This is a genomic window from Bacillus sp. es.034, assembly GCF_002563655.1.
Taxonomy (GTDB): Bacteria; Bacillota; Bacilli; order Bacillales; family Bacillaceae_B; genus Rossellomorea.
Genome location: NZ_PDIY01000001.1, coordinates 2,626,758 through 2,638,809 on the forward strand (window position 1 = coordinate 2,626,758; position 12,052 = coordinate 2,638,809).

Here is a 12,052-nt window from a genome sequence, read left to right on the forward strand (position 1 = left end):
ATTTATTAGAAGTTAGTAGAAAGAATATTTTAAATTGCGAAGTCTCACAATAATCAAAATCTTTGCAGTCATGGATTAAGGAGGAGTACATAATGGAAGACATGAATGGAATTGAAGTGAAGAATCTTGAAATTGGTGAAAAAGTTAAAGGGACAGTCACTAAGGTTGAAGAAAAACAAGTCTTAGTCGACGTTCAAGATAGTAAAGTGGATGGCATCATTCCAATTAGTGAACTCTCAAGCCTTCATATCGAAAAAGCTTCTGATGTAGTCAGTGAAGGGGATGTACTTGAGTTAATCGTGACAAAAGTGGAAGAAGAGCTGCTTGTTCTATCCAAGCGGAAAGTCGATGCCGAAAAAGCATGGGAAGAAATGAAGGTCCGTTTTGAAAATGGAGACGTCTTCGAAGCTGAAGTGAAAGATGTTGTGAAGGGCGGCCTTGTCGTTGATCTCGGAGTAAGAGGGTTTGTCCCGGCCTCATTGGTGGAAGATTATTATGTCGAGGATTTCTCCGATTATAAAGACAAAACCTTAACGTTCAAGATTGTTGAGCTGGATCAGGAGAAAAATCGTTTGATCCTGTCCCACCGTGCAGTCGTCGAAGCAGAGAAGCAGCAACAGAAGAAACAGCTGCTGACGGATATCGAAACGGGTGCCGTCCTTGAAGGGACAGTCCAGCGGATTACGGATTTCGGGGCATTCGTGGACATTGGTGGAGTGGACGGACTTGTCCATATTTCCCAACTCTCCCACGAACATGTAGAGAAGCCTTCTGATGTCGTGACTGAGGGACAAAAAGTACAGGTGAAGGTCCTTAGTGTCGATCGTGACAACGAACGTATTTCTTTATCCATCAAAGAAACCCTCCCTGGGCCATGGAGTGACATCACAGGAAAGGCTCCCAAAGGAACTGTGTTGGATGGGGTTGTAAAACGCCTTGTATCTTACGGTGCATTTGTAGAAGTGTTCCCTGGAGTGGAAGGACTTGTTCATATCTCTCAAATTTCACATAAACATATCGGTACTCCACACGAAGTGCTTCAAGAGAACCAGGATGTAAAAGTGAAGGTGCTTGACGTGAACGAAAATGAACAACGCTTATCTTTAAGCATCAAGGCTCTTGAGGAAAAAGAGGAAGAAGTAACAGACTATGAAATGCCTGAAGAAAGCACTGGCTTCCAATTAGGTGAAATGATTGGAGACAAATTAAAAGATCTTAAGTAATGGTGATGAATTGTGACGAGAGCTCAAAGAAAGAAAGACCACATTAATTATGCTTTATCGACCGGTCAGCAACGGAAGACCGGTTTCGATGAAGTGGCTTTTGTCCACCAAAGCTTACCGAATATAGCAGTAGATGAGGTTCATCTGCAATCTGAAATTGGCGAACTTACATGGAGTTCGCCAATTTTCATAAATGCTATGACGGGTGGAGGTGGAGAATCCACTACAAAAATCAATCAGGAATTATCGATCCTTTCCAGGGAAACGGGGCTGGCCATTGCCGTAGGATCACAAATGTCAGCTCTTAAAGACCCTGCTGAACGAGAAACGTATGAAGTCGTCCGGAAGCACAACCCGGATGGTGTGGTCTTCGGGAATTTGGGTAGTGAGTCCACGGTTCAACAGGCAAGAGATGCCGTTGAGATGATTAGAGCCGACGCCTTGCAGATCCATTTGAATGTGATTCAGGAATTGACGATGCCTGAAGGGGACCGGGACTTCCGGGGTGCCCTGGAGAGGATACAGAATATTTCCGAGAATCTTTCCGTACCTGTAATTGTGAAAGAGACGGGGTTTGGTATCAGTAAAGAGGCTGCCGAATCCTTGTCCGCCTCAATGATTTCAGCCATCGATATAGGCGGATTCGGGGGAACGAATTTCTCGAAAATCGAAAATCAACGGAGAAAGCGTATGTTGGATTTCTTTGATGGGTGGGGGATTCCCACTGCAGTATCGATTGCCGAGAGCTACAGCGTCTCAGATAAGCCGATCCTCGCTTCAGGTGGCATCCAGAACAGCCTGGACATCGTTAAATCCCTTGGTTTAGGGGCATCCGCTGTTGGAATGGCCGGCGTCATCCTTAAACAGCTCCTGGAATCGAGTTTAAACGATACCATTGAAGAAGTGAATCAAATTCATACGGATATTCAGTTTTTAATGTGTGCTCTCGGATGTAGACGGATCGACGATCTTCATAAGGTGCCCATGGTGCTGTCAGGTCACGTATATCATTGGCTTGAGACGAGAGGGTTGAATCCGCGGGGGTATAGCAATAGATGTATGTGAAAAGAACGAATTCTCATGAGTGAGTGAGAATTCGTTCTTTTTTGTTATTCCCTGGGTTGAGTTTGTTGTTGTGGTTCGGCATAATTGGATATTTTTGTTAAATGGCTGGATTTCAACGTAAAACGGCTGGATTAATGCTCAAAACGGCCGGATTCCTTTCCATTTCCGCTGGATTACTACCGAATGATAGCTAGTAGCCATTGATATTGTTTATGCTTGTCGTCTCTGACCAAGCCGCCTCCGCTTTTCGTGATGTCCAGCTCCTGCGGCTAGAGGCTCGAGGTCATAAGTTAAATCGACCAAAAAGGCAAAGAGCGCCTTTCCGGTCGATTCATCTTATGCTTGTCGCCTCTGACCAAGCCGCCTCCGCTTTTCGTGTTACCTCTGTCCTTTTTTAGCTTTTTCCGGTCCTTCGAGGCTTGTCGCTCCGTTGTAGTGTAAGCCCTGGTCACGGTCTGATTCCACACGCTTGCTTTGTTTCAGCTTTTTTTCTTGTCGATCTTTACCCATTTGAAAACACCTCCTATCTTTATTTTTTCTTTGGAAAGTTGATTCATACATGAATGAGATACATAAAGATTTTCCATAATGTAGATAATAGGAGGGAGAGTGTGCTGATGGATGGCATATTGTATTTGTGGTTACTGTGGGGAATGTGGGTCTATACGACATTTATATTGAGAAAGAAGCATTCGGAACGTTTTCGTTATTCGTTTCTTTGTTTGTTGCTCATATGTGTATTTCCATATGGAATGATGGTGGGTTCTGTTGAGGTATCATTCCCTGTTATTGTACTTGCACTCATTTGTTCTGTTTATATGCGAAATTTAAGCTTGAGAGAGAAGTTATATATGCTTGTAGCAGTTCTCTCCATGGGGATGCTCTATGCAGGGGTCGCTTTGATTTCCATTTATGACCCGGTACTTATGTTTATAGATCGGGATATCATCCTTTCTTTGGGGTTGGTACTTGTAGGTGTTCTTTTCTACAGCCACTCCACCCAATACAGGCTCCGCCTCGTTGCGGTCGCTTTAAGCAGTGTGATCGGCGACTTTTTTTTGAGCATTCCATTAAATAAGGTTGGATTTTACTATTCGATCGGAGGTCCTGCATACCTGGACGTGCTTGCTCTAACCATCGGGCTTTTAACAGCCTTGAAAATCGTGGGGGAAATAAATCAGGCTGTTCACATCAAGACACAAACAAATAAGGGGGAAATGAAGAATCTATGAATGTGTATGTGTATCCGGTGATCTTTGGCGTGGTGGTGGGGACCCTGACCAGGATCTATATGCTTCGCACCGACTATCGCCAATACCCAACGTATCTTCATGGCAAGATTATACATATAGCCCTTGGGTTCATTGCAGCGGGACTTGGCACCATTGCAATTCCCGCTTTACTGGAGGAGAATTTCACGGCGATAACGTTCTTGACGGTTGCGGCGTCTCAGTTCCGTGATGTGAGAAATATGGAGAGAAACACGTTGACTGAGCTGGATGCATATGAGCTTGTCCCCAGAGGGGCTACGTACATCGAGGGGATTGCCATTGCGTTTGAAAGTCGAAATTACCTGGTTATTTTCACCTCTCTGCTTGCTACGATCGCCTACATCGTTTTTAATATATATGCCGCTTTAGGAATCAGTGCGTTCTGCATGGTGCTTGCTCATAAATTAATGGCCGGCGGGCGGCTGAAGGATATCGTTGACATTGAATATGTGAAGCCTCATTTTGATGGAGCGGGACTATATGTTGATAATATCTATATCATGAATATTGGCCTTAAAGTAAGGCAGGAAGAGATCCTCCGCTATGGGATGGGGTTCATCCTTTCACCCAAATCGTTTGATGCAAGGTCGACACTCGCCAATCTGGGTCAGCGTCAGGCCATTCTCCATGATATGTCCACTTCCCTCGGGATTTTTAAGGATTCGGGGACTCCTGCTTTGACGCCCCTCGCCAAGAGGGATTTAGATGATGGAAGAGTCGGGGTGTTTGTCCTTCCGCAGCGAAAGGACGTAGAGAAGGCCATAGCCATCCTGGGGCAGGTGCCAACCCTGGAAAATGCCATAAGAATGCCGTCTGAGTCGAAAGCGAATCAGGAGGGGAGTAAGTTAAAATGAGTACGACCATACAGAAATTCATCCTTGCAACCGTCACGACCACACCTGAAAAAGTGCCAAGTGGAACAAGTGTATTTTATTGTAAAACGGATGATGAATTACAAAAAATCTGCGCAAATCTGGAAGCGATCCTCGACGGGATTGCCCATGAATTAGACGAGGGACTCTTCATCATTGTAAAACATTGATTGCCAGTTTATTCTTTTACTGATAAAATAGTAAAGTTAGGGGGACTGTCCCATAAGGAAACATTACCTTAAGGGCCGGTCCTTCTTGTGCCAGTTAATGAAAATGATTGAACAGGCTTAAAAAGAGGAAATGTAAGAACGAAACAACTTCTTACAGAAAGGGTGATGAACGTGACTAAACCAGTAGTAGCAATCGTAGGGCGTCCGAACGTCGGGAAGTCCACGATCTTTAATAGAATTGTTGGGGAAAGAATATCCATCGTTGAAGATGTACCTGGTGTAACAAGGGACCGTATATATAGTTCTGCAGAATGGCTGACCCATGAATTCAATATCATCGATACAGGCGGGATTGAGCTGGGAAATGAACCATTCCTGGATCAGATCAGGCAGCAGGCTGAAATTGCGATTGATGAAGCCGATGTCATTGTATTCTTGACGAATGGCCGTGAAGGTGTCACAGCCGCTGATGAAATCGTTGCCAAAATTCTTTACAGATCAAAGAAACCGGTCGTATTAGGGATAAACAAAATCGATAATCCAGAAATGAGGGAAATGGTTTATGATTTCTACTCTTTAGGATTTGGCGAACCGTATCCTATTTCAGGTTCCCATGGACTTGGTCTTGGAGATCTGCTCGACGAGGTCGTAAAGAACTTCAAACAGGAAGAGGAAGAGGACTATGCGGAAGATGTCATCAAATTTTCTTTAATCGGGCGTCCGAATGTAGGGAAATCTTCTTTAGTCAACGCTTTATTAGGTGAAGACCGTGTCATCGTCAGTAACGTAGCAGGCACGACGCGGGATGCCATTGACTCCTCCTATACGTATGATGGACAAGACTACGTCATCATTGACACAGCGGGTATGAGAAAAAAAGGGAAAGTGTATGAAACCACTGAAAAGTACAGTGTGTTAAGAGCTCTCAGAGCCATTGAGCGCTCAGATGTCGTCCTATCCGTCATAGACGGTGAGGAAGGAATCATCGAGCAGGATAAGAAAATCGCAGGATATGCACATGATGCGGGGCGTGCTGTCGTCATTGTCGTGAATAAATGGGATGCTGTGGACAAAGATGAGAAAACCATGAATAAATGGGAAAAAAATATCAGGGAACATTTTCAATTCCTTGACTATGCTCCAATCGTCTTCCTTTCTGCGAAAACAAAGAAGCGCATTCACACACTGCTGCCGATCATTAATACGGCAAGTGAAAATCACGCCATGCGCGTACAATCCAGTGTGTTGAACGAAGTGGTCATGGATGCTGTTGCCATGAATCCGACACCGACGGATAATGGTAAGAGATTACGGATTTACTATGCGACACAAGTGGCTGTAAAGCCTCCTACTTTCGTTGTGTTCGTCAATGACCCTGAATTAATGCACTTCTCTTACGAACGATTCTTGGAAAATAGAATCCGTGATGCATTTGGATTTGAAGGAACCCCTATTCGTATTATTGCGCGTGCTAGAAAATAATAAGGTGGGTGTAAAAATGAAAAGTTCAAAAAATGTAACGGTAATCGGAGCAGGAAGCTGGGGCACGGCCCTGGCGATGGTACTGGCTGATAATGGACTGGAAGTTAGGCTATGGGGCCACAAAAAAGAACAGATCGATGAAATCAACTACAAGCATACGAATCAAAAGTATCTGAAAGACATCGACCTCCCCCAATCTATTATCGGTTATCACGACCTCGGGGAGTCATTGGATGGCGTCGACACCATCATTCTGGCTGTTCCGACGAAAGCGATCCGCGGGGTCCTGGGGCAGATTCAAGAGGTTCAACGTGCCCCATTGACCGTGGTCCATGTAAGTAAGGGAATTGAACCTGATTCCCTCCTCAGAATTTCAGAATTGATCGAAGATGAAATGGCACCTGAGAATTTACATACAGTCGTGGTACTATCAGGACCAAGCCACGCTGAAGAAGTGAGCTTGAGGCATCCAACCACTGTGACCGTTTCGTCCAAGGACATGAAGGCGGCTGAAGAAGTTCAGGACCTGTTCATGAACATGAATTTCCGTGTGTACACGAATCCGGACCTCCTCGGTGTAGAAATTGGTGGGGCTCTAAAGAATATCATCGCCCTTGCTGCCGGAATTACAGACGGCTTGGGATACGGGGATAACGCCAAAGCGGCTTTGATTACACGCGGGCTTGCTGAGATTGCCCGTCTGGGAACGAAGATGGGTGCGAATCCCCTGACGTTTTCAGGATTAACGGGAATCGGTGATCTCATCGTGACGTGTACAAGTGTGCACTCGAGAAACTGGAGAGCCGGGAATATGCTCGGGAAGGGTCATAATCTGGATGAGGTCCTGGCCAACATGGGTATGGTCGTAGAAGGGGTTCGCACAACGAAAGCGGCCCATCAGCTTGCTGAGAAGTATGAAGTGAATATGCCGATTACGGATGCACTGTATGATGTCCTCTTCAATAAAGTGGAAGCGAAAGAAGCCGTTGATCATTTGATGGGTCGCGTGAAAACGAATGAAATGGAAGATCTTGTGAATATTCTGGGTGAACGCTTAACCTGATCCGGAAAATAGGACTGTATGAATGATTATTTTTGCATAATGCACAATTATTCCTCGATTTATAGGCATTCGAGGATGCGTACACGGATCTTTCTGCATACACTGTCATGAATATATACAGCTTTGCCTATGGATGGGTAGGTCTCCCTTATTTAGAGCTTCTCTTAGTATGCTGACATACTTGAGAAGCTTTTTTTTGGTCTTTCATCCTTAAGCCCTCCCTTTTTGGACTGTAACAGATTCTTGAACAACCATTCTTTTCTATTCTTTAGTAAAAATCTTATGATATAATACATTCGATAATAGGAGGGATGTACTTTGGATTCGATGATGAAGATGTGGATTTCGTTTGCCTCAATGGGGTTCATGTTTTTTGCCATATTGACGATTTATTTCAGCAGATATAAGATTAAGCAGAAATTCCTGCGTTTTATCACAGCTTTCATGGCATACATATTGATGATCGCTGGTGGGCTCATGATGATTTATATAGTATTAAGCGGACCTACCAATTAGGACCGCCCGATTGAAAGGACGTTTTAGATTGAAGCGCTTTAGTATAACAACTTTACTTCTCATACTTACGATGAGCATCCTTTCCGGCTGTTTGTATCCGGATGAAGAATTAAGTCAGAATCAGATTCCTTATGAAACCCAGGTGAAGGCTGTACAAGAGGCAGTGGAAACCTATCAGAAGGATAATAGCGGACTGCTCCCGATCAAGACCCGGGATCAGGATACTCCCATCTATCAGAAATATCCGATTGATTTCAGGAAATTATCCCCAAGATACTTACCCGAAATTCCGGGGAATGCCTTTGAAAACGGCGGAATCTTTCAATATGTTCTGGTGAATGTGGAAGAAAAGCCGGAAGTCAAGATATTCGATCTTCGAATGGCTGAACAGATAAGGGAATTGAAAATCAGGATCCAGGCACAAGACTATCCTCCGTTTAAAAAAGAAGTAGCACACAATGTCTATACCCTGAATTATAAGGAGCTTGGCTATGATGGGGAAGTCTACGTGAATAGCCCATATTCCAATAAAAATCTTCCCCTTATCATTAACGGTGACGGCGACATTTTTGTGGATTATTCAATGGATTTATTTGAAGAACTTAAATCGGGTGATGAAAAATATAAAAAAGGTGAAGATATACGGAATTTACTAGTGAAAGATACATACTTTGTTCCTGCTTATTCTTTACCGTATACGGTTGATGAAAATAACGAACCTGTCTTCATGACAAAATAGGCATAACCCTTTTCTTGCAAAATATATTGTAAGGGAAGGGTTATTATTTTTATGTCATCCTTTATAGGGTTATTTCATCTAAACAAATGATCATAAATGCTAAAGACATAATAAATTTTTCATTTTTCATCATAAGGGGGGAAAAAAAGCATATTAATAGTCATAAGTCATTGGGACAACATCATAACTATAGAATGTGAGACACAGAATACACGGATGAAACATCCCTGGAATATAAGATGGGAGGGAATCTCTTGGAAAGAGTCGATCTATTTAAGGACATTGCCGAAAGAACAGGCGGAGATATCTATTTAGGTGTGGTAGGAGCAGTTAGAACAGGAAAATCAACATTCATCAAGAAGTTCATGGAACTTGTCGTCCTTCCTAACATCGCAAGTGAGTCAGAACGCGCAAGGGCGCAGGATGAGTTGCCTCAGAGTGCGGCAGGCAGGACGATCATGACGACTGAACCGAAATTTGTTCCGAATCAAGCCATCTCTGTTCACGTCGATGAAGGCCTCGAAGTGAATATTAGATTGGTAGATTGTGTAGGATATACGGTCCCGGGTGCAAAGGGGTATGAAGATGAAAATGGGCCCAGGATGATCAATACACCATGGTATGAAGAGCCTATTCCATTCCATGAAGCAGCCGAGATCGGCACGCGGAAAGTCATCCAGGAACATTCCACGATCGGAGTGGTTGTCACGACAGACGGCTCCATCGGGGAAATTGGCAGAGGGGACTACATTGAGGCAGAAGAAAGGGTCATAGAGGAACTGAAAGAAGTGGGTAAACCATTTATCATGGTCATCAACTCAGCGAGACCTCATGCTCCTGAAACAGAAGACCTCAGAGTGAAACTTCAGGATAAATATGACATACCAGTCCTCGCCATGAGTGTAGAAAGCATGAGGGACTCGGATGTATTGAACGTCCTTAGAGAAGCGCTATTTGAATTCCCGGTTCTTGAGGTGAATGTCAATCTTCCAAGCTGGGTAATGGTACTGAAAGAAGATCATTGGTTAAGACAGAACTACCAGGAAGCCGTGAAAGAAACAGTCAAGGATATTAAGCGACTCCGGGATGTGGACCGGGTTGTCCACTACTTCAGTGAATTCGATCATATCGAACGTGCTGGGCTTGCCGGTATCGATATGGGTCAGGGGATTGCTGAAATCGACCTGTACGCCCCGGATGAACTGTATGATGAAGTCCTGAAGGAAATTGTAGGGGTGGAAATTCGCGGGAAAGATCACTTACTTGAATTAATGCAGGATTTCGCCCATGCGAAAGCCGAATATGATCAAATTTCAGACGCACTGAGAATGGTGAAGCAGACTGGATATGGCATAGCTGCTCCTTCATTGAACGATATGAGCCTGGATGAACCTGAAATCATCAGACAAGGGGCAAGATTCGGCGTCAGCTTGAAAGCGGTGGCTCCATCCATACACATGATCAAAGTGGATGTACAGTCCAAGTTTGAACCGATCATCGGGACAGAGAAACAAAGCGAAGAATTGGTGCGCTACCTGATGCAGGATTTCGAAGATGACCCGCTGTCCATCTGGAACTCCGATATTTTTGGCAGAAGCTTAAGTTCCATCGTAAGAGAAGGTATTCAGGCCAAACTATCTCTGATGCCTGAAAATGCAAGATATAAATTAAAAGATACATTGGAAAGAATCATCAACGAAGGATCTGGTGGATTGATCGCCATTATTTTATAAGTGTCTTTGACCTTCTTAGGAGGGTCATTTTTTTGTTTTCATTTTCTTGAGGAAATCCCCCTGTGACTGTAGGTATTTCCATTGCATAAATATAAATTTTTATTAGATTGTAAGAAGGTTTTCGAAACGACGACATTAGCTGTGAACACTTGGTATATATGGGTTTATGGAAGGTGATGCTTTAGAGGGATACCAACCTTGAGTGTATGCAAACCTGATGGGAAACGGATGTGGATGTTTAAGGCATTCCCAGGTTGGGAAGTAAGTTAGAGTACCTGACAGATAAGGGTATCGGTTGCAGTCATCCGAAAGAAGTGGTAGGTTGATTAGAGTGCGAGAACAAAGGGATGGTTGGTGATTCTATTACATTTGTGTTGCAAATAAGAAAAGATTCCCATTATTTCTTGATTTGTTCTTGCTAAGGTGTATCTATTGTGATAATCTTTTAACAGAATTGTTGTTGAATATTGATTCAGCAACGTTTTCAAGCGTTTTTTCTACACATTATGTATAGAATTCGCTAAAGTTGTTTACTAATGATATTAAAGTAAATGAATCATGACTGAGACATTTCCTTGGGAGGAGGTGAATGGCATGAACAAGACAGAACTTATCAATGCTGTTGCAGAAGCTGCTGAGCTATCTAAGAAGGACGCTACTAAAGCGGTTGACGCTGTTTTCGATACAATTCAAGATTCACTTGCAAACGGTGATAAAGTACAATTAATCGGATTCGGTAACTTCGAAGTACGTGAGCGTGCAGCCCGTAAAGGTCGCAACCCACAAACAGGTGAAGAGATCGAAATCTCAGCTAGCAAAGTACCTGCTTTCAAACCAGGTAAAGCGCTTAAAGAAGCTGTAAAATAATTACATACTTTGAGCGTAACGGGAAGGCCGCATAATTATGCGGTCTTTTTGTTTTTTCTCCAATAGTATGAAGCGTCTCCCCGAAAATTATGTATGAAGTTTTCTTCTTTTATCGTATATTTTATATTATGATAAAACTTCTAAAGCACTAGTCTTTGATGACATTATGGGCTTGTGCTAATATTAACAATGTTACTATTTCTTTAAGTTATTTTAGGAGGACAACATTATGGCACAAGTCAATCATGGCCAAATAGAAGAAGCAATTCGATTAATATTAGAAGCTATTGGAGAGAATCCTAATAGAGAAGGCTTATTAGATACGCCAAAACGCGTGGCGAAAATGTATGCAGAAGTATTTTCAGGACTCGATCACGATCCGAAAGAATACTTTGAAACTATATTCAGTGAAGAACATGAAGAGCTCGTGCTGGTTAAAGATATTCCATTCTATTCAATGTGTGAGCATCACCTTGTCCCATTCTTCGGAAAAGCACATGTTGCGTATATTCCAAGGGATGGTAAGGTGGCAGGATTAAGTAAACTTGCAAGGGCAGTGGAATCCGTTGCCAAGCGCCCTCAGCTTCAAGAAAGAATTACATCCACAGTGGCGGATACGATCATGGAAACCCTTCTTCCTCACGGTGCCATGGTAGTCGTTGAAGCGGAGCATATGTGCATGACGATGAGAGGCGTGAAGAAGCCGGGATCAAGCACAGTGACGACAGCTGTCAGGGGTACGTTCAAAGAGGACGCTCAGGCACGCAGTGAGGTTCTTTCTTTTATAAAGAATTAGGAGTGACGACGAATGAATTCAAATGATTATATTGTCATCAAAGCAATTGAAGACGGCGTGAATGTGATCGGCCTGACAAGAGGGACGGACACCAGGTTTCATCATTCAGAGAAGCTTGATAAAGGGGAAGTGATGATCGCACAATTTACGGATCACACGTCTGCCATCAAGGTAAGAGGAAAAGCGACGATCGTCACCAGTTACGGCGAAGTTGAGAGTGATAATAAGAAATAATCTTCTATTCTGCTTTTGGCT

At 43.4% G+C, this 12,052-nt stretch carries 14 protein-coding genes; 13 read left to right on the top strand and 1 reads right to left on the bottom strand.

Going from position 1 to position 12,052, the window contains the following annotated elements; all coding sequences use genetic code 11:
• Positions 1-89 precede the first annotated feature (89 nt).
• Both rpsA and fni read left to right on the top strand, forming a co-directional pair.
• Positions 90-1,223: a 30S ribosomal protein S1 gene (gene rpsA / locus ATG71_RS13370; protein WP_098441824.1), complete on the top strand. Its 1,134-nt coding sequence runs from the start codon at positions 90-92 to the stop codon at positions 1,221-1,223.
• A 12-nt stretch (positions 1,224-1,235) separates the two neighbouring features.
• Entirely contained in the window at positions 1,236-2,288 is a 1,053-nt protein-coding gene (gene fni / locus ATG71_RS13375) for a type 2 isopentenyl-diphosphate Delta-isomerase (protein WP_098440004.1), read from the top strand.
• Positions 2,289-2,666: 378 nt separating this feature from the next.
• Here the strand turns inward: fni and ATG71_RS13380 are convergent, their stop codons facing one another.
• Positions 2,667-2,798: a YpzI family protein gene (locus ATG71_RS13380; protein WP_098440005.1), complete on the bottom strand. Its 132-nt coding sequence runs from the start codon at positions 2,796-2,798 to the stop codon at positions 2,667-2,669.
• Between the two features lie 107 nt (positions 2,799-2,905).
• On the opposite strand from ATG71_RS13380, the gene ATG71_RS13385 reads away from it, so the two are divergent.
• From ATG71_RS13385 to mtrB, 11 genes are all read left to right on the top strand, one after another.
• On the top strand, positions 2,906-3,520 hold the full coding sequence (locus ATG71_RS13385) for a YphA family membrane protein (RefSeq protein WP_142953482.1): 615 nt from the start codon (positions 2,906-2,908) through the stop codon (positions 3,518-3,520).
• Positions 3,517-4,413 (top strand): YIEGIA family protein, encoded by an 897-nt coding sequence (locus tag ATG71_RS13390; RefSeq protein ID WP_098440007.1) that lies wholly within the window; start codon positions 3,517-3,519, stop codon positions 4,411-4,413. Before ATG71_RS13385 ends, ATG71_RS13390 begins: the two co-directional genes overlap by 4 nt.
• A complete protein-coding gene (locus ATG71_RS13395; protein WP_034758320.1) occupies positions 4,410-4,601 on the top strand; it encodes a capping complex subunit for YIEGIA in 192 nt (63 codons plus the stop codon). The genes ATG71_RS13390 and ATG71_RS13395 overlap by 4 nt, the downstream gene beginning before the upstream one ends.
• A 171-nt stretch (positions 4,602-4,772) precedes the next feature.
• Entirely contained in the window at positions 4,773-6,083 is a 1,311-nt protein-coding gene (gene der / locus ATG71_RS13400; RefSeq protein ID WP_034760591.1) for a ribosome biogenesis GTPase Der, read from the top strand.
• Between the two features lie 16 nt (positions 6,084-6,099).
• Positions 6,100-7,146 (top strand): NAD(P)H-dependent glycerol-3-phosphate dehydrogenase, encoded by a 1,047-nt coding sequence (locus ATG71_RS13405; RefSeq protein WP_098440008.1) that lies wholly within the window; start codon positions 6,100-6,102, stop codon positions 7,144-7,146.
• 327 nt (positions 7,147-7,473) lie between these two features.
• Entirely contained in the window at positions 7,474-7,662 is a 189-nt protein-coding gene (locus ATG71_RS13410; RefSeq protein ID WP_079533131.1) for a DUF2768 domain-containing protein, read from the top strand.
• 28 nt (positions 7,663-7,690) lie between these two features.
• Positions 7,691-8,401, top strand: coding sequence for a hypothetical protein (locus tag ATG71_RS13415; protein WP_098440009.1), 711 nt, complete (start codon positions 7,691-7,693; stop codon positions 8,399-8,401).
• A 254-nt stretch (positions 8,402-8,655) separates the two neighbouring features.
• On the top strand, positions 8,656-10,134 hold the full coding sequence (gene spoIVA, locus ATG71_RS13420; protein ID WP_098440010.1) for a stage IV sporulation protein A: 1,479 nt from the start codon (positions 8,656-8,658) through the stop codon (positions 10,132-10,134).
• Positions 10,135-10,728: 594 nt separating this feature from the next.
• Complete coding sequence (locus ATG71_RS13425) at positions 10,729-11,001, top strand: HU family DNA-binding protein (protein ID WP_169213765.1); 273 nt, start codon at positions 10,729-10,731, stop codon at positions 10,999-11,001.
• A 229-nt stretch (positions 11,002-11,230) separates the two neighbouring features.
• On the top strand, positions 11,231-11,797 hold the full coding sequence (gene folE, locus ATG71_RS13430) for a GTP cyclohydrolase I FolE (RefSeq protein WP_098440011.1): 567 nt from the start codon (positions 11,231-11,233) through the stop codon (positions 11,795-11,797).
• A 12-nt stretch (positions 11,798-11,809) separates the two neighbouring features.
• Positions 11,810-12,031, top strand: a complete 222-nt coding sequence (gene mtrB / locus ATG71_RS13435; RefSeq protein ID WP_034758340.1) for a trp RNA-binding attenuation protein MtrB — start codon at positions 11,810-11,812, stop codon at positions 12,029-12,031.
• Positions 12,032-12,052: the final 21 nt, after the last annotated feature.

Coding starts and splice junctions, on each gene's coding strand:
- ATG71_RS13385 (WP_142953482.1), top strand. CDS start 2,906: ATGGATGGCATATTGTATTTGTGGTTACTGTGGGGAATGTGGGTCTAT.
- ATG71_RS13380 (WP_098440005.1), bottom strand. CDS start 2,798: ATGGGTAAAGATCGACAAGAAAAAAAGCTGAAACAAAGCAAGCGTGTG.
- ATG71_RS13390 (WP_098440007.1), top strand. CDS start 3,517: ATGAATGTGTATGTGTATCCGGTGATCTTTGGCGTGGTGGTGGGGACC.
- ATG71_RS13410 (WP_079533131.1), top strand. CDS start 7,474: ATGATGAAGATGTGGATTTCGTTTGCCTCAATGGGGTTCATGTTTTTT.
- ATG71_RS13395 (WP_034758320.1), top strand. CDS start 4,410: ATGAGTACGACCATACAGAAATTCATCCTTGCAACCGTCACGACCACA.
- ATG71_RS13425 (WP_169213765.1), top strand. CDS start 10,729: ATGAACAAGACAGAACTTATCAATGCTGTTGCAGAAGCTGCTGAGCTA.
- mtrB (WP_034758340.1), top strand. CDS start 11,810: ATGAATTCAAATGATTATATTGTCATCAAAGCAATTGAAGACGGCGTG.
- folE (WP_098440011.1), top strand. CDS start 11,231: ATGGCACAAGTCAATCATGGCCAAATAGAAGAAGCAATTCGATTAATA.
- ATG71_RS13405 (WP_098440008.1), top strand. CDS start 6,100: ATGAAAAGTTCAAAAAATGTAACGGTAATCGGAGCAGGAAGCTGGGGC.